The organism is Brunnivagina elsteri CCALA 953, assembly GCF_002289455.1.
Lineage (GTDB): Bacteria > Cyanobacteriota > Cyanobacteriia > Cyanobacteriales > Nostocaceae > Brunnivagina > Brunnivagina elsteri.
The window spans coordinates 1-17727 of sequence record NZ_NTFS01000094.1 but is presented as its reverse complement, the minus strand read 5'-3'; the positions used below and the strand labels follow the sequence as shown (position 1 = coordinate 17727).

Sequence of the window (17727 nt, the reverse complement as noted above, 5' to 3'; positions counted from 1 at the left end):
AAAGCTATCTTTATTACCCAGTAAGGAATTTGAGCTATTTTATCAGCGTTTTTAGCATAACAAGTAATGAAGAACCATTATTTATTAACTCCTAACTCCTAATTCCTAATTCCTAACTCCTGACTTCTGCCTCCTGACTTAAAAATACAATCTTTCCTGTGCAACATTGCGAATCAGCGCTAACCGTGATTGAACATAATCGCTCAAGTAATCAGCTTCGTTGCCATCTAAAGATGCCTTCGTCTTAGTTTGCTTAACCAACAATTGTACCAGGCTGGCATCATCCATGTTTAATAGAGTTTTTGCATGGGTACTTTCTACCACCGACCAAAGCTGACGCATAATATTCGGAGTCATTAAACCTCCATTGTTCGGTCTTTGAATTGATTTTTTCAGGATACACAATCAAAGCTCAAATGTCTGGTAACATATGCCAATCTGACACAACTATTTAGAAAAAGTTAATATATCAAATTCTATGTTTATAAAGCTTAATCAAGTACTCAGGAACTAACCATAAATACGAGAATTATCTGAGAAATAGCTTAAGTTTTGTTTCTGAGCTTTTCTCGATTTACAATTGTTCAATAATAATAAAGTGAATCAATTACAATATAACAAATTGTCAACAATTATGAGGATATAGTTTTATATTTTGGTCAAATTTTGGTCAAATTTCGTCTATTTTACTTATTTTTATCATACTTTGACATCTGTACGTATTTAGGAAAGCAGAAGAGCGATCGCATACCGCAAATGCATTCTCAGCTAACACAAGTTAAGAATAATCAAGGAGAAACCAGAAAGCAGTCTCATCCTTGATTATCAGCAGTCTCAAAAAGCAGGAAAGTGATTGATTAGATTAAGCGAGTACAAAATCAACATCATTTGCACCAGCAGCTTCAGATTGACCGGATGTTAATAACTCTCCGTTGACATCAACCGCAAAAGGAGTTCCAGCTAAATTAACATTGTAATCAGTTTTATCTCCTGTATATCCAACACTTGCGACCATTTTACGACCAGCATCTGTGTACTGAAACGCCATCATTTGATTTTTTTGTTGTTTATTATCAAAAGCCCAAATCACCATGTACTGTTGACCTTGATAGTCAAAAATTTTCGGTGGACGGTTAGGTGCATATCTGCCTGCATCACCAAAACTTCCATCTAAAAAATCTTGTACGGAAGATGGTTCTACAGTCGCATAAGCAACTTCATCGGCTGATGAGGGTTCAGCATCACCTTGACTTTCGTCAACTACTTCTTCTTCACCGCGATTCTTAAAATAATCTACTGCTGTTTTAGTCCCAATTGCACCTACAGCAGCCACACCTGCACCAACTAATAGATTACGAAGTAAATTACTCATGGTTTCTCCTTACGGGTAGAAAGTACCGTGGTTAATACTATCATTCCCTGTGCTGAATGATGAATTTATTCATTTTTTTAATACATCAAAAATGTATTACTGATAGCTTGAATAAATCTTAATTTTTATGCTGTTAATACTTAAGGCATGTGAGAATTGGAGTCAGTAATACTGCAATTTAAGGATGCAACTTAGACAACAATTCTTATAAAGCGATGAAGTAATAAAATATTCAACTTAGGGAATACCAAGAAATAAATTATCCCAAATTATTGTAGGGGTGGGGTCTCCCCAACCTCGCTCATATAATAATACAATTGATAAAATAAATCTAATCGATAAATCTATAAGTGGGGATATTTTATTTTCTGGAAGTCACTTATAAAGCTTTTCGTTTGGATACAACAATAATCTGAGTAAGAGTTTATCCCTACAGCATTCTCGAACTTACATATCTATAATAAAAACCCGTGAAATCTAATTTCACGGGTTTTAGTATGGTGTGAGAAGCTCGACTAAAAACCATCATAGGAGCAATTGTAGATAGCAGTGTACTCTGTAACAATTTTGGTAACGAGTTTTTTTTTGATACCCTTGGAAAACAATGGCAAAAAATAAAAACCGTGGCTTTTGGGAGGGTCCACGGTTTTTTGGGGTAATGTGAGAAGCATAACTGTAAATGATTGTAAGCCTATCTAATCAGGTGCGATCGCTCGTAACAGTTTTGGTAACGAGGACACTAAAACTTCACATAGATGTATATAGTCACAGGTTTAAGGTAGCAAAAAATAACTATTCTGCTTTAATTTATACCAAGGCTCCACCACAACTGGAACCGCTACCAGCTGTACAACCATAGCAATATAAAGCCGTTTCTACTTCTTCAATTAAGTCTAAACTCCCAGACTCAAGTAACTTCTGTACTGTCAAAATTTCACCATTAGGTGTTTTTGCTGCTAAATTCATCATCTGGTTAAAATCGCAGTCATACACATTCCCTAAATAATCAATAGAAAGTTCATTGCGACACATTAAACCTTCCACTGTGACGGGATTAAAATGCGATTCGAGAAATTGTAAATAAGGAAGATATAATTTTGTGCGTTCTAAGTGAGACTTAGTTCTACCGACTGGTAAGTTTGTAATTGCAAATAAATTATTGAATACAATATCAAAGTTAGTTTTCAAAAAGTTTTTATAATCGCTTTCTAGTTTCAATTGATCGGGAGTTAATGAGAAGTTTTCGTTGACAGCTAATTGCGGATTGTATACCAAATCTAAAATTAAATTTGGGTCGTTTCCATAACCAAGTTTATTTAACCACTGTAAAGCGTGAACTGATGCATCAAATACCCCTTTCCCACGCATTTTATCAACATTATCTGCTAAATAACAGGGTAAAGAAGCAACTACTCTAACTTGATACAGGGCAAAATATTCGGGTAAATCGCCAAATTCTTTTTCAAAATAAATCGTCAGATTTGACCTAACTATTACCTGTTTATTATTCTTTCTCGCAGCTTCTACTATTGGTTTAAACCCATAATTCATTTCCGGGGCACCACCAGTCAAATCAACTATTTTTAGTTGGGGAAATTTGTAAATTAGTTCAATTATTTGTTCACAAATCTCTGGTGATAATTCTTCAGTTCGTTTTGGACTTGCTTCGACATGGCAATGAGAACATGCGAGATTACAACGTTTGCCTAAGTTAATTTGCAAGACTGTAATTTGCTGTTTTGTTAATTGATAATTAAGCTTTTTATCGAATGGTGTAACTACTGTTATTTGCTGCATGATGAAAGTACATTATTGATGAATACTAATATTTTCATTTTTCAGTATTTAGAAATTCAATCTCTTTTATTTACTAACAGCAACCACCACCATCATAATACCATGTTGAATCAGTAATAATCATGTTTTTTGATATATTTTTAGAAAATTTTGCAGCAGTTTTATCGCAAACAGATAGGGGAATCCCAGGTTGTAAAATATGTCCGTCACCGTCATCAAAATAAGTATCTGAGCCTGCGTAAATTGCTGTTTTGCCAGTGAAAATACAAGCTCCATCGTTGGGGATAGGAACTTTAAAAGATACGGAATCAAGACTTTCTAAAAGTAAATGTCCTGACAACTTATAAGTTTGCGAATTGAGGAGACGATAGGGACGACGGGCACGAATTTCTACTTGACCAAATCCAACATTAATAATTCTTTGAATATATTCATTATAAGTGATAGCACCAGATAAACACATTGCTCGCAAATGTTGATCTTGTTGTAAATGTATCGGTATTGGACGAGTCGAAATTGGGTCACTCATTTGCAAACGTCCACCTGGTTTTAAGACTCGATATGCTTCTTTTAATGCACGGGTTAAATCTTCGGGTTCAAAAATGTTGAAAAGGCAATTTTGAGCCACAATGTCAACAGAAGCATCTGCAACTGGTAAATTAAATGCATCACCTTCGCGGATATCAACAAAGCTGGTGTTGAACCAAGGGTTTTCTTGTGCCGCAATTTTAAGATTATTTTTGGCAGCTTTACGCATTTCGTAAACTGGATCGATTGCGATTATCGCACTTGGATGACGGGAAAAATATGCAAATTGTAATGCTTCTAAACCTCCTCCAACTCCCACATATAAAACAGTAGGTTGATTTATTAGTTCTGTTGGGTGAACTGTTGTACCGCAACCGTAGTTCATTTCCTGCATTTTACTGGGAATTTTTAATCCTGGTAGTTGCAAGGGTGTACTTTGGACGCAACAAAGTCCGATTTCGGGTGTTTGTGCTACTTCGCTATAAAAGTTGGCTGCGGTTTCGAGGTAAGTCATGGAGGTTTTGGGTTGAGATAGATGATTTTATCGTAATCTTGTCTGATGATAATTTTATCATTATAATTACTTTTGTAAATCAGCTTTTTTCAACTAAGTCTATTTATTAAATTTATTAGTTGTAGAGGGATAAACTGCCAAGTCGCCAAGGAAGAGAGAAATAAAGGATAAATAAGAAATTGGTAGATACAAGATATTTTGATATTTGATTTATTCGCGAAGTACGTAACCAACTCCTCGTACTGTTTGAATCAGGCGTTTTTCGTGGTTTGCTTCTAACTTCAAACGCAAGTAGCGAATATAAACTTCGATAATGTTGGAATCCCCCATAAAGTCATATCCCCATACAGCTTCTAGAATACGATCGCGTGATATTACTTGTCGGGAATTTGTGAGTAGATATTCCAACAAATCAAATTCTTTCCCTGTCAAATCAATATTTTTATCTCCTCGTTTAACTGCCCTTGTACGTTTGTTTAGACTCAAATCTTCAAATTGCAGCAAATCTGGATCGACTTCCTGAGTACGTCGTAGATGCGATCGCACTCGCATTAATAGTTCCTCGACACTGAAGGGTTTAAGTACGTAGTCATCTGCTCCTGCATCTAATCCTGCGACGCGATCGCTAACTGTATCCTTTGCTGTTAATAATATCACTGGTACTTGATCGCCAGTTGTCCGTAATCTCCGGCAAATCTCTAATCCTGATAAACCTGGTAACTTCCAATCCAAAATTAGTAAGTCGTGTTGTGACTCTCTGGCTGTAGTCAATCCAGTTAATCCATCATGGAGTACTGTCACTTTATAGCCTTCATAACCAAGCTCTAATTCCACAAAACGAGCAAGTTGGAGTTCATCTTCTACTACTAGTATGTGTGCTGTCATTAATTTTTAAATTCTCTAAATTTATGTTGATTTCTTAATTTACAAATGATGCTTTACTAATCTAAAGTCACTATCATAAGACTATTTCACTGGTATCATTTATCTAGGAGTTATTCATTTATCTCAAGAGAATTATCATCGCTAGATATTTAACTAAATACGTAACTAGTACGTGAAGGCAGTAGTGAGTAGGCAGTAGGCAGTGGGGAAAAATCTATTATCAATGGGTTTTTCCAGATTCAATAATGGTCTGCTTATTTCCGCCGCGCTGTACTAGATACTTAATACTGTACACATTTAGAATTTTAGTAAAGTTTTAATAATCATTAGATAAGTATACTCTTAAATGAGATTTATCGCAATCTTAAATGATTTATAAAAAGTTATATCCCCAACTTCCTAAAGAGGTCGGAGATATGAACATCTGAGCATCACAAAGTTGCATTATTAATGTAAAGAAAGAGGATATAAAAATTAGTTAAAATATTCTTATGGGGCTATAGCTTATGAAGAATGCTATTAAAAAAGCAGATTATAAATAAAGTCAAAATAAAAATTGGAAAACTGATTGAAATTACAATCAAATTTATAATTGCGATGACGGCAGTCACTCCTGTGGAGTATCATGCTCTGATGTATTACCGATTATTGGGTAGTTGCTCTACTCATAAGTATCTAAATTTTCCGGTACCGGGTTAAACTTGGAGATAATCGATATCTTATAAACTAGCAATGGGGAGTTATTGATTAAGGCTTATATACGATATGAGCGACAGAATAAACTTTCATAATAAACTAAATTAACTCTGCGATTAGCTATCGCTAATATTCAAAATATAACTTAGCAATAAGCAGTTACATCTTCACCACAAACATCTGCAAGGTAGCATAAAGCTTTGAATCGTAAACCAACTACTTGTTCGTAGAAAGGATTTAATTTGCACATAGGAGGAATGTGAAATAATTTCTTTCCAAATACAATTACATCACGTTCAAATGGACATTGGGAAGGAATAATCTTACATAAAGAATGGGCTAGTTTAGGATTTTTAATTTCAATCGATTCTAACCAGTTGCATATAGGGGAAAGAAGGTCGTTTTGTTTGTGTAATTGGGTAAAGCTTGTCATGATGTCACCTCATCTGTTAAAGTTTGTTGGAGTTGGGTTTTAACCCTTCTATATGTATATAGGTCTGACTTTACGAAGTTATGCATTTTTTCTACTCCCATATTCTTGAATCCAGGTTAATTCTCGGATTTGATTTTGGGAACATCCATAACTACAGAGATTCGCACCAATCTTCCGGATATTTTTTTACAGATGCGGGAAAATTACTCATAGTACTTCTCGTTTGGATGCAACGCAAACGCAAATCAGGGCAAACGGTTGTTTGCCCCTACTGAGAATCGCAATAATACTGTGATTCTATGACTTTGATGCATTCTTCTACTGGAGCCTTTTGTTGCATCATGTTCACGAGTGCTTCGTAAGCTGAATTATTTTCTTCTAGGATGGTTTTTGCCTGGAGGGTTGCAAATCGCTGTTTCTGCTCGATAGTGGATTCTCCAAAACCCAAACCCTTTAAAACTGCTGCTAGTTTACTTCTATCATCCGATCCACCTTCGGCATTGTTGTAGACTAAATTTTCGGCTGCGATACCTGCCATCCATACTGTGCAGTATCTATCCAACATTTGTGTAGTAATTTTACCTTGCTGAAGTTGCTTTGTTAATTCCCCATCGTCGAAACTAACACCACCTTGCCCTGATTGCCCCTGCTTCAATGCTTCCCAAGCACTGAGTGTATAACCGACGATGGGTATACCTAATTTGTGAGCGACTAAAAAATGTCCCGCTTCGTGGTGAGTAATGCGATCGCGATGTGTGGCTGAAAATCCTGCAACCCAATCAATAAATACATTTCCACCTTTACCTTGTAATGCGAAACTATCTAGTGTGGCAATACCCAAAATCGCAAATGTTGCCACTGCTGGAACTGCTGGTGATAGCTCTATTAATGGTCCTAATAGGGTTGATACAGTTATTAAAAATATTGATATGGCAACTAAGTTTAAGGAAGTTTGGCTCATTGTATTTTAGATTTTAGATTTTAAATCTTTGAATTTGGATTAAGAGTAAGCCACAAAATAAATGATCCTGTGTTGTCATGCTGTAGCTTGCTACAGAATGACCGAAGAGCATTTCTTTATGTGGAGTTCTCTAATCAAACACAACTGTACGATTTCCATATACCAAGATACGACTTCGTAAGTGCGATCGCACTGCCCTTGCCAGCACAACTCGCTCTAAATCCTTACCTTTTCTAATCAAATCTTCAACTTCATCACGGTGACTAACTCGCACTACATCCTGTTCTATAATTGGTCCTGCATCTAAATCTGATGTGATGTAATGCGCTGTGGCTCCAATAATTTTTACTCCCCGCTCAAAAGCCTTGTGATAGGGATTTGCACCAACAAACGCAGGTAAAAACGAATGGTGAATGTTAATTACTTGCGGGAACTTATTCACAAAATCTGCACTCAAAACCTGCATATACTTTGCCAATACCACTAAGTCAATGTTGTATTCCCGCAGTACTTCTAATTGTTTGGCTTCCTGTTCGATTTTATTATCTTTTGTGACAGGTATGTGATGATAATCAATTCCAAACTGTTCAGCAACAAACTTCAAATTAGGATGATTGCTAATGATGAGGGGGATTTCAGCAGCAAATTCTCCTGCCCGATATCGCCAAATTAAATCATATAAACAATGGTCTTGCTTACTTACCCAGATAGCGATTCGCGGGACAGAATCAGAAAAATGTAGCTCCCATTTCGCTTTTAATGGTTGAGCGATAGCATTAAATGCAGGTGCAATCAAATCACGGGGTAAATTAAAGCCCTCTAATTGCCATTCTAGACGGGTTAAAAACAATCCAGCAGCAAAATCGGTATGTTGGTCGGCATGAATTATGTTACCTCCATTCGAGTAGATAAAATTGGCTATTTTCGCAACTAGACCTTTTTGGTCGGGACAAGAAATTAGTAGAATCGCGGTTGGATTTGCCATATGTTTGTCATAAGATTTATATTGTATTCTTAACTTTTTTGGTATGGAGTTATTTCATCAATCTCAGTTACGCATATTTACTGATAATTAATATTCATCACTGTCATAAAAGTACACTTAGGTGAATCAACAAAGATTAACCATCAAGTCTTAGTTAAATTCACTTAAAAATATCATAAAACCTCAATTTAGGTCAAAAGCAGACTCAGTAAAAGTAATTATTTTTACAATAAGCCAGGTAAAGACAGTGGAATTTTACGTAGAATAAACTTAGTAAAACAAACTACTGTTGATTTTGAATAAATGGGTTTACAATGTTTACAATAAGAATAGTATTAGAGCTTTAATACATAAGTTGTTTCGATGACTCAATTAAGATGTTACTGAATAGCTGATTTGTTTTGTGGCATAGAGCATTAAAACTGTGATTTTTCCCAAGTCATTTGAAGATAAGTATAAATCTAGGGTTAGTTATGCGATTAACTTTTGCCATAGGTATTACCGCAGAATAACTGAATGTTTGAATGGGGTTGCAGTAATATTCTGAAACCATATCTGGCTTTTTGATTTTTAGTTGTTGAGTTTTAATCCTGTGTTTTCAGCAAATTGATGAATAATTCAATTGGTGCTGCTTCTACCGCAGTTAAATTATCTCAAACTGTTCCTAACTATGATTTATTTATTAGTGTGTTTCTATATTCTATTGGCTGGCTTATTTTTTAGAGAATGGCTATTTTTTTTCCTAAACGATAAAGAAATGAGTTCGCGATCGCGCTGGATTTCCAGTATCATCTTAGTTATTGCAACAATTTGCTGGCCTTTGATTGTACCACTTGCTTATTTGGAATTATTAAAGTTCCATAAAAGAAATAAAGTAATTATAGACTTACTTCTCTCTTTACCAAATACAACAGTCATAGAGAATAATGGATACTTCAAAGAAAAGATAGTTGAATCATTAAAGTTATCTTTCTCTAACTATTCTCAGATTAAGAAAGAATGAAGGAATTAAGAATTGCAAATTACGAATTATGAATTACGTAGATATGACCCGGTGAGTCGTCTCCCTCCCAAAAAAAAGTATAATTCATGGGGATACCTTAATTGGTGGAGTAAAAGTTGGTAAAGGTAATGGTGTAGAATTTTGAAGTTGGTTATCTGCTGTTTGCTGCCATTCCGATAATTCACGACTAACTGCATTCACGAACTCCTTAGAAACCAATAGCACCTCAGTTTTGCCGTCGGGTTTATTACTAGGATTAGCTTGGGCATACAAAAAACGGTCATTAAAGTCAGATTTACCCAGAATTAAACGATGAGTTTTCTGATTTTTAAGTTGAATATCGATAGTTGCGACTGGTTGGTTTAATCCAAACTCATTTAATTGATTACTAGAAACACTGATAATGCGATCGCTTGTTCCTTTGATTAATAAATCCATCAAAAAAGATACAGATGCATCGCTTGCTGGTACGGAGACAGGTGACTTTAACAGCCATTTTGGCGGGTTGGGGTTAGTACTGCGATCGATAGTAATATTCAGATTATTCGTTTTGATGTTTAGCGATCGCACATCATCAGCAGCAAAATCAAAAATCTTCTGCTTGTTTGCTTGCGACTCTTTAGCTTGATTGCCATTTCGCATTTCACAAAAATAAACAATGCCACCTAAACCCAATGCAAGCAATATCAACATTAAAGTAGTTCGTTGTAGTTTCATTTCTATCTCCTCTGCCACCACAATAAACCTGCGCTGAGAAAACCAAGAAAAGGTAGCACTAGTAATGATGAGAGTCGCAGAAGTATCACTTGTGCTGATGATAGATTGATTCGACGATTTTTTAGTTCTTTGGGTCGAATTGAAAGAGGTTGTTGATCTTGTTGATTTAGCCAGGTAACGGAGTTAAGGAATACATCCCCATTGAGTTGCTGCTGAAAGAATCTGTCAGTCGCAAAGTCAGAATTTCCGATTACCACTAGACGTGATTCTTTATTAGTGGTTGGTGTTGGTGTTGGTGTTGGTGTTGGTGTTGATGTTGCTGGTGGTATTGGTGTAGTAGTACTTACCTTTCTCGTGAGAGCCACACCTAAATTTAGAGGTCCTTTACGGTCTTTACCTTCGTTAAATTCTAGTTTTTCACTTTTTTGGTCACTTTCAGCCCAAGAGTTGGGGAAAGGCTTTGTGATTAGCAGTGGAGTCGCTTGGACACCATTGACTGGGATTATTTCAATCGAACGAGCAAGACGATAAAAAGAGATGCCATTACCAAACTTTTCGGTAATAGGGTGATTACCGTATTGGGTAACAATGGGTACAGCCGGACCAAGTGTTTCGTTTCCTGTAGCATCTACAACCAAACGATTGTCTAATTTGACACCCCATTCATTAAGTAAAGGGTCGAGTTTTGGCTCAGTGTCAGGGTCTATCATTAATAAAACATTACCACCACCGTTCAGGTAATCTTGCAGTAACTTGACTTCGGAGTCTAAGAGTGCGCGTTTTGCACTGGCAACAACGACAACATTTGCATCTTCAGGAATTTTGCCTTTTTCTGCAAGATTTAACGGTTCTGTCACGAAGTTTTTCTCATTTAAACTTTGGACAGCTTGGGATATCGCATTTTCACCTGCTGTAAGTTGATATTCACCATGTCCTTGAAGGAAATAAACTTTGGTTGTTTTCCCAGAGATAATTTGTTGTAAGCGGTTGGTGATACGAGTTTCGGATAAGCGATCGCGTGGATTAACGACTTGTACTAGTTTACGTATTTGATTATTTTCTAAGTAAACTTCACCTGGTTCTTTGACTCCAAATTGTTTCGCAATTCCGTAGCTAGTTTGTGGATCGATATATTCAAATTTAAATTTATCACTTTGGCGACGGTAATTTTCTAATAAATCTCTATCCTGAGAATTTTGGGTAACATCAAATATTAATACTTTCACAGGTTCAGGTAATTTCTTCAGTAATTCCTGTGTTTGTGGTGCTAGGCTAAATAATTTTGTTTCGGTTAAGTCAGTTCGCCAATAATAACGACTTCCCAAGAAATTGATTAAGCCCAATATTACTAACACAGCTAAGGTTGCCAATAGCGCATTAGTACCAGCTTGGGTAGAACGTTTTCCCCACCAATTAGTAACTTTGATTTGCCAGATTAACCAAGTGGCAATAATGGCGATTCCAGGTATTAACAATGCGAGTGGAGTTATTCCCCATTTCCCAGAAACTAACCCCACAGTTAAACCTGCGGTAACAAGGAATGGACCTAGCAAAAATATTAATTTCCAAGATTGTTTTTTTCTAATTGCTTTCATTATTTAGTTCTTGCTTAATGGTTCTTAATTCTTATTTATTAGTTCTTAGTTAATCATTATTAATTAATATAGAAATCCTAAAACAATACATATATATATATATTTCTTTCTTTCTTTCTTTCTTTCTTCCTTCTTCCCTTGGAGTACTTGGCGGTTAATCTCCCCATCTATATTTCCACAAATCAAACATAATCCCTATCCCCAATTCCCAAAAACCATTACTGCCTTTGAAAACGTAATGCATCAATTGATTGTGCCGTGAGGAAAATTCCTAAAAAAATGTAACTGATGAATAAAATTAAACTACTTGTATCAAAAATACCTTGAATGAGATTTCCATAATGATGTAACAGCGATAGATGAACTAACGAATCCCCGAAAAAACCACCAATAGCTTTACCAGCAAAATAGATAACAAATAATAATGAAATTATGGCAAACGTCAGGAAAGCAGAGAAAATTGTACTTTCAGTTAAAGAAGAAATAAACATTCCTATCGACAGAATTGCCCCTGCTAATAAAATTAGCGCTAAATGACCAAGAAAAATTATTCCCAGAGGTACAGGTGGATTTGCAGCACCCAAAATTATAGCTTCAAATATTACCATTGGTATCACCATTACTGTAAAAAACGTCAGTACTCCCAACAATTTCCCAACAGCAACAGCCCAATTAGTTATTGGAGAGGTTGCAAGTAATTCTAAAGTACCGCGCTTACGTTCTTCAGCATACAAACCCATTGATAAAATAGGCAATATAAATAACTCCAACCACCACATTCCACCAAGAAAATCCCGTACAAATAGATAAGCTACATCAATCGGAATTCCTTGGATATCCGCATTAGCTGCTTCCTCAAAAGCACCTTGCAAAGTCATTAAAAAAAGACACCCCGCCAAAAACCAAAAAATACCCGCGATCGCATAAGCTAATGGTGAGACAAAGTAGCTTTGTAATTCGCGTCGATAAATGGCAATAATATTACTAAATACAATACCCATCTACTAGACTTCTCCTTCTGTGGTTTCGGCTGTGTCTGTGCTTTCTAGCTTCTTCTCTTCGGTAGTTAGCTGCAAAAACACATCTTCGAGGGTAGCGCTAACACGACGCATTTCATACAACTGAAAGTCAGCTTGTAGTAATATCGCGGCAATATTACTTCCCGGTTCGCTTCCTGGTTGCGTCACAACCCGCAAACAAGCACGATTTTCCGGCAATGGCATTCCGTTTGCTGCCACCGTCGGAATTGATTCTACCAAACTCACGTCCGCTAATTGCTGTAATATCTGTTTTGCTAAATTTGTTTCTCCACCAATTTCTAATTCATAACCAGAACCACCTGTCAACTGTGACATGAGGTTTTCTGGTGTATTCGTAGCGACAACTTTACCTTTGTTAATAATTGCAACACGATTACAAGTCATGCTCACTTCTGGCAAAATATGGGTGGAAAGGATGATTGTATGACTTCCTGCCAAGCTTTTGATTAAATTTCGCACATCGATAATTTGCCTGGGGTCAAGTCCCACTGTGGGTTCGTCTAGAATGATTGCTGGGGGATCGTGAACTATTGCTTGAGCTATCCCAACTCGTTGTTTGTAACCTTTGGAAAGCTTGCGAATGATTGTGTGACGACGATCGCTTAAATTACACTTTGCTAAAGCTATTTTAACTTTTTCAGCGCGATCGCCTGCGGGAACTCCTTTAATTCGAGCGACAAAGAACAAAAACCCTTCAACTGTCATTTCTGGGTATAGGGGAGGATTTTCTGGCAAGTAACCGATTTTTTGCCGTACTGAAAGGGAATTTTCGTGGACATCAAAACCAGCAATCTTGGCTGTACCATTTGTAGCTGGTAAATATCCAGATAATATCCGCATTGTAGTTGTTTTACCCGCACCATTGGGTCCGAGAAACCCCAGTATTTCACCTTCTTCGACATTAAATGTCACATCGGTAATCGCTGGGGTAGAGCCGTATATTTTGCTTAGATGCTCAACTTCAATCATCAGCTTAGTAATTTGCTCGTTTGCGAAACTGCCTGAGATATATAAGTTACCATCGATGAACTGCCAAAAACTTTAAATCTAGGTTTCTTCCCCACGCGAAAACTCAAACCTGCCATATCCCCGACTTCTAATTATGTTTGTCGTTAAATTTAGAGCGATCGCAAACTGCCATATCCCCGACTTCTAATTATGTTTGTCGCCAAATTTAGAGCTTTTACACAGAAGTTGGGAATCTTGAACCAATGCGATCGCAAACTGCCATATCCCAGACTTCTAACGATGCTTGTCGTTAAATTTAGAGCTTTTACACAGAAGTCGGGGATATGAAACCCACGCGATCGCTCGAAATAACCTCAGATTTTTAGCTACACGATGCGATTGAAAAATGAAGTCTACTCGCAGAGAATGTATAAAAATCAGCTTTATTAGTCTTTATTATTTATCCTCTAACCTGTATCCTTTAGATTTTCACCCTTTGTCCTATTCTTTATGAATTCCCTCGTTGCCACAATCTACGTCAACCCCGTGACTGGAAATGATGCCAATGCTGGGTCACGATTGATACCTTTAAAAACTATTACTCGTGCTGTCCAAGCTGCAAAATCCAAGTCTCCAGCGATGATTCGACTTACACCTGGTACTTATAGTACTACGAGTGGCGAAAAGTTCCCCCTAATTATCCCCCAAGGAATAATTTTGGTGGGGAATGAATCGAATCAAGGACAAGGTATTGTAATTTCTGGAAGTGGTGACTATGAAAGTCCCAGTTTTGGTTTACAAAATATCACTTTGTTACTTCTCAATGATGCGAGTTTGCTGGGGGTAACGGTGATAAATAGTACTGTCAAAGGAACTGGTGTTTGGATTGAATCGACTAATCCAACTTTGGCAAATAATACTTTTACGAATTGCGGTAGGGAAGGTTTGTTTATTAGCGGTAATGCTAAACCCGTAATTACTGATAATATTTTTACCCAAAATAATGCTGGTGGTGTTGTAATTGCTCGCAATAGTAAGGGTGAACTATTACGAAATACTTTTCGGAAAAATGGCTTGGGTTTGGCAATTAGCGACGCAGCAGCACCATTATTGGCAAATAATAAACTTATAGATAATCAAATTGCGATCGCGCTTTCACGAGATGCTCGTCCAGTTTTCCGAAGTAATTTAATCGAAAATAATTCTCAGGGTGGTTTATTAATTAATGGTCATAGTATTCCCGATTTAGGTAATTCTCAAGATGCTGCGGGGAATATCTTTCGGAATAATGGTGAGTTTGATATTCAAAATGTCACTAATAACAAACTTTCTTCCGCAGGCAATTTTGTCAATCCCTCTAAGGTTAAGGGTTCAATTGAACTTTTAGCGACGATTGATGATGAAAATAAAATTGAGGAAAGTAGTATATTCCCAGATATTGGTGGACATTGGGCGACTGAATTTATCGAAACCCTGGTTAAAAAAGGTTGGATGAGTGGTTTACCCGATGGCACATTTGCCCCCAATTCTCCCATCACTCGCGCTCAGTTTGCGGCTGTAGTGGCAAAAGCGTTCCAGGTACAAACAAAAAATCAAATTCCCGACTTTAGGGACATTAAACGGGATTTCTGGGCAGCTCCAGCAATTGCGGTTGCTGCAAGTATGGGGTTTATTAACGGTTTCCCCGATGGAACTTTTCGACCAAATTTAAATGTCACCAAAATTCAAGCAATATCAGCCATTGCCAACGGTTTGAAACTAAGTGGCAGCAATCCCAACGTCATTTCAATTTATAGCGATCGCGCTCAAATTCCCAGTTACGCAACCAATGCTGTCTCTGTCGCTACCCAAAACCTGCTAATTGTTAATTATCCCCAACCAGAACAACTCGAACCCCTACGAGATATTACCCGTGGTGAAGTGGCAGGATTAATTTATCAAGGTTTGCTGACACAAGGAATTTTAAAACCAATAGTTTCACCCTATATCGTAATTCCCACTGCCGATGCACCATCATTTAAAGATTTAACGGGACATTGGGCAGAAGATTTCATTCGAGCTTTAGCTAGTATGAACTTAAGCAACGGTTTTGCCGATGGCACTTATCAACCCAATAAACCCATGACACGTGGGGAATATGCAGAATTAATCGCAGCAGCATTTAACCCAGCAGCAAAACGGGGAATTCCCGACTTTGTTGACATGGCAAAAGAATCTCCAACCTCTAGAGCAGTGAGGATAGCAGCAAGTGGAGGATTCGTTGGTGGATTTAGCGATCGCACTTTTCGCCCCAGCCAAAACGTGCAAAGATTGCAAGTAATCGTCTCCATCGTCAGTGGATTGGGACTATCTGCGGCAAAAGGTGATGTTTTACCAAAATATAGCGATCGAAACTTAATCCCCCAGTCAGCGCGGACAGCAGTGAACTCAGCTACAATTCAAAATATCGTCGTTAATTATCCAAATATCCAGCAAATTCAACCAAATCGGGATGCAACAAGGGGTGAAGTCGCAGCAATGGTATATCAAGCACTAGTAGCGATTGGACGAGTGCCAAAAATAAATTCACCGTATATCGTTTCCTAATTTGCTGCTTACTAGTAGAATTAATAACACCTATTTTTTGGCATCAAGAAACACTTGGGATATATAACTGTAGCAATAGGCACAAGCATCTATATGCGACGGGAGCAAAATCTCTGTTCACTACCTCAAGTCGAGAATCAAATGTTCGCACCAACTCCGGACACTTACATCGACTTAGCGACAGCCTTACTAATACACTATAGTTTCGACCTTAGTGGCTACCAAGCTAGCGATTTAGTTCTGCAATGGCAAAGTCAATTTCCAGCCAATTGGCTGCATTTAGCAGTCGTCGAAGCTCTATATCAAGGACGATATAAAGCCTTTTCCGTGCAGCAAATTTTGGCGATGTGGCAACGACGGGAACAGGCAACATTCCACTTCAATATGGAATTTGAACGCTTAATTTGCAGCAAATTCCCCACAAGTTTAATTGCAATGTCAACATCACCTCTGGCATTAGTTCCTACTTCCCCAGACACCAGCAATTCCCATTATTCCAATAATCCGAATAATTTTCAAGCTGCCTCAGTAACAAAACAAACAGCAGCATCTAATAATACAAAAAAAAGTATTGAGAGCTATATCAAAAATAAGTATAAAGAAGAACAACTAGAAGAAGTCGCATCATCGGGAATAATTCGCAAATCTGCCTGTAACACGCAAGTGATTGATTCCCATAGTGAATCCCATGTCACAGCGCAAATGGTAAAATTTGTACCACCAGTAATCCATAGTCCACCGATCGAGCAATTTAGCCCAGAAAAGTGCGATCGCACAGACGAGTTATTTGCATCAAAAATGAAAGCGATCGTTGGAGTAGAAAGTCAGGAATTATCTGTTTGATAAAATGTCCTAGAGGTTTTTCAAACTATGCAAATTACAGAAAAGCAATATTATACCCCAGAAGAATATTTAGCTTTCGAGGAAAAAGCTGACATTAAAAGCGAATATATCAATGGAGAAATAATTCCAATGGCAGGAGGTTCAGTAAATCATAATCAAATAGCACTTAATTTAAGTACGGAATTAAATTTTGCCTTTAAAAAGCAAGACTATTGTATCTACATAAGTGATGTACGTTTATGGATAGAAAGTAAATGCATTTACACCTACCCAGATGTTATGGTTATCGTTGGGGATGCTGAATTTTTAAATAATCGTAGCGATACAGTTATCAATCCGAAAGTAATTATAGAAGTTTTATCAGAATCAACTCAAGGTTATGACAGAGAAGGAAAATTCAAAGCATATCGTACAATATCAACTTTTGAGGAATATTTATTAATTGAACAAACAAGTGTCAATATAGAGCATTATTCTAAAACCGCGAATAAACGTTGGTCATTGCAAGAATATGATGAGGAAGATAATAATATTATTTTTACATCTATACCTTTTGAAATTGCAATTTTGGATTTATATAATAAAGTAAAATTTAAATAATTTAAGTTAAGTCATCGAGAAGTTGAAACTTCAGGAATTTTTGCACCAGGTTGACACATATAGGCTAAACCGAAACCGTGCCAACCTGTATACAAACTATGGAGAATTGGAGAACGGGGATAATATTCAAATGTTTGTTCCGCTTCCGTTAGGATTAAAAGTTGGCAAGAATTTAGCTGCCAAAGGTGCGCTCGAACGTTACGGTGTGGACTTCGTAACTGTTA

Annotated in this window: 15 protein-coding genes; 3 read left to right on the top strand and 12 right to left on the bottom strand. The window is 37.1% G+C overall.

Annotated elements, in window-relative coordinates:
* Positions 1 to 138: 138 nt before the first annotated feature.
* The 12 genes from CK510_RS10820 to CK510_RS10755 form a co-directional block, all read right to left on the bottom strand.
* Complete coding sequence (locus tag CK510_RS10820) at positions 139 to 357, bottom strand: hypothetical protein (protein ID WP_095721712.1); 219 nt, start codon at positions 355 to 357, stop codon at positions 139 to 141.
* Positions 358 to 862: 505 nt separating this feature from the next.
* Positions 863 to 1372 carry a hypothetical protein gene (locus CK510_RS10815; protein WP_095721711.1) on the bottom strand — a complete coding sequence of 170 codons (510 nt, stop codon included), beginning with the start codon at positions 1370 to 1372 and terminating at the stop codon, positions 863 to 865.
* Between the two features lie 807 nt (positions 1373 to 2179).
* Positions 2180 to 3169, bottom strand: coding sequence for an arsenosugar biosynthesis radical SAM (seleno)protein ArsS (arsS, locus tag CK510_RS10810; RefSeq protein ID WP_095721710.1), 990 nt, complete (start codon positions 3167 to 3169; stop codon positions 2180 to 2182).
* Between the two features lie 73 nt (positions 3170 to 3242).
* Complete coding sequence (gene arsM, locus CK510_RS10805; RefSeq protein WP_095721709.1) at positions 3243 to 4211, bottom strand: arsenosugar biosynthesis arsenite methyltransferase ArsM; 969 nt, start codon at positions 4209 to 4211, stop codon at positions 3243 to 3245.
* Positions 4212 to 4421: 210 nt separating this feature from the next.
* Entirely contained in the window at positions 4422 to 5096 is a 675-nt protein-coding gene (locus CK510_RS10800) for a response regulator transcription factor (protein ID WP_095721708.1), read from the bottom strand.
* An 841-nt stretch (positions 5097 to 5937) separates the two neighbouring features.
* Positions 5938 to 6225, bottom strand: a complete 288-nt coding sequence (locus CK510_RS10790; RefSeq protein WP_095721706.1) for a Mo-dependent nitrogenase C-terminal domain-containing protein — start codon at positions 6223 to 6225, stop codon at positions 5938 to 5940.
* A gap of 268 nt (positions 6226 to 6493) precedes the next feature.
* Positions 6494 to 7186, bottom strand: a complete 693-nt coding sequence (locus tag CK510_RS10785; RefSeq protein ID WP_095721705.1) for an ATP-dependent Zn protease — start codon at positions 7184 to 7186, stop codon at positions 6494 to 6496.
* A 130-nt stretch (positions 7187 to 7316) separates the two neighbouring features.
* A complete protein-coding gene (gene purU, locus CK510_RS10780) occupies positions 7317 to 8171 on the bottom strand; it encodes a formyltetrahydrofolate deformylase (RefSeq protein ID WP_095721704.1) in 855 nt (284 codons plus the stop codon).
* Positions 8172 to 9258: 1087 nt separating this feature from the next.
* Complete coding sequence (locus CK510_RS10770; protein WP_095721703.1) at positions 9259 to 9891, bottom strand: DUF4340 domain-containing protein; 633 nt, start codon at positions 9889 to 9891, stop codon at positions 9259 to 9261.
* Positions 9892 to 9893: 2 nt separating this feature from the next.
* Positions 9894 to 11486, bottom strand: a complete 1593-nt coding sequence (locus CK510_RS10765) for a GldG family protein (RefSeq protein WP_095721702.1) — start codon at positions 11484 to 11486, stop codon at positions 9894 to 9896.
* 218 nt (positions 11487 to 11704) lie between these two features.
* Positions 11705 to 12487 (bottom strand): ABC transporter permease, encoded by a 783-nt coding sequence (locus CK510_RS10760; RefSeq protein ID WP_095721701.1) that lies wholly within the window; start codon positions 12485 to 12487, stop codon positions 11705 to 11707.
* 3 nt (positions 12488 to 12490) lie between these two features.
* Positions 12491 to 13495, bottom strand: coding sequence for an ABC transporter ATP-binding protein (locus CK510_RS10755; protein ID WP_095721700.1), 1005 nt, complete (start codon positions 13493 to 13495; stop codon positions 12491 to 12493).
* Between the two features lie 489 nt (positions 13496 to 13984).
* On the opposite strand from CK510_RS10755, the gene CK510_RS10750 reads away from it, so the two are divergent.
* The 3 genes from CK510_RS10750 to CK510_RS10740 all read left to right on the top strand — a co-directional run bounded on the left by CK510_RS10750 (position 13985) and on the right by CK510_RS10740 (position 17503).
* Positions 13985 to 16060 carry an S-layer homology domain-containing protein gene (locus CK510_RS10750; protein ID WP_095721699.1) on the top strand — a complete coding sequence of 692 codons (2076 nt, stop codon included), beginning with the start codon at positions 13985 to 13987 and terminating at the stop codon, positions 16058 to 16060.
* A 93-nt stretch (positions 16061 to 16153) separates the two neighbouring features.
* Complete coding sequence (locus tag CK510_RS10745) at positions 16154 to 16903, top strand: hypothetical protein (RefSeq protein ID WP_211293158.1); 750 nt, start codon at positions 16154 to 16156, stop codon at positions 16901 to 16903.
* Positions 16904 to 16930: 27 nt separating this feature from the next.
* Entirely contained in the window at positions 16931 to 17503 is a 573-nt protein-coding gene (locus CK510_RS10740) for a Uma2 family endonuclease (protein ID WP_095721697.1), read from the top strand.
* Positions 17504 to 17727: the final 224 nt, after the last annotated feature.

What these genes read in the sequence shown, in the direction of transcription:
- CK510_RS10820 (WP_095721712.1), bottom strand. Translation starts at nt 357, where the DNA reads ATGACTCCGAATATTATGCGTCAGCTTTGGTCGGTGGTAGAAAGTACC.
- arsM (WP_095721709.1), bottom strand. Translation starts at nt 4,211, where the DNA reads ATGACTTACCTCGAAACCGCAGCCAACTTTTATAGCGAAGTAGCACAA.
- CK510_RS10770 (WP_095721703.1), bottom strand. Translation starts at nt 9,891, where the DNA reads ATGAAACTACAACGAACTACTTTAATGTTGATATTGCTTGCATTGGGT.
- arsS (WP_095721710.1), bottom strand. Translation starts at nt 3,169, where the DNA reads ATGCAGCAAATAACAGTAGTTACACCATTCGATAAAAAGCTTAATTAT.
- CK510_RS10750 (WP_095721699.1), top strand. Translation starts at nt 13,985, where the DNA reads ATGAATTCCCTCGTTGCCACAATCTACGTCAACCCCGTGACTGGAAAT.
- CK510_RS10740 (WP_095721697.1), top strand. Translation starts at nt 16,931, where the DNA reads ATGCAAATTACAGAAAAGCAATATTATACCCCAGAAGAATATTTAGCT.
- CK510_RS10745 (WP_211293158.1), top strand. Translation starts at nt 16,154, where the DNA reads ATGCGACGGGAGCAAAATCTCTGTTCACTACCTCAAGTCGAGAATCAA.
- CK510_RS10785 (WP_095721705.1), bottom strand. Translation starts at nt 7,186, where the DNA reads ATGAGCCAAACTTCCTTAAACTTAGTTGCCATATCAATATTTTTAATA.
- CK510_RS10815 (WP_095721711.1), bottom strand. Translation starts at nt 1,372, where the DNA reads ATGAGTAATTTACTTCGTAATCTATTAGTTGGTGCAGGTGTGGCTGCT.
- purU (WP_095721704.1), bottom strand. Translation starts at nt 8,171, where the DNA reads ATGGCAAATCCAACCGCGATTCTACTAATTTCTTGTCCCGACCAAAAA.
- CK510_RS10755 (WP_095721700.1), bottom strand. Translation starts at nt 13,495, where the DNA reads ATGATTGAAGTTGAGCATCTAAGCAAAATATACGGCTCTACCCCAGCG.
- CK510_RS10790 (WP_095721706.1), bottom strand. Translation starts at nt 6,225, where the DNA reads ATGACAAGCTTTACCCAATTACACAAACAAAACGACCTTCTTTCCCCT.
- CK510_RS10765 (WP_095721702.1), bottom strand. Translation starts at nt 11,486, where the DNA reads ATGAAAGCAATTAGAAAAAAACAATCTTGGAAATTAATATTTTTGCTA.
- CK510_RS10800 (WP_095721708.1), bottom strand. Translation starts at nt 5,096, where the DNA reads ATGACAGCACACATACTAGTAGTAGAAGATGAACTCCAACTTGCTCGT.
- CK510_RS10760 (WP_095721701.1), bottom strand. Translation starts at nt 12,487, where the DNA reads ATGGGTATTGTATTTAGTAATATTATTGCCATTTATCGACGCGAATTA.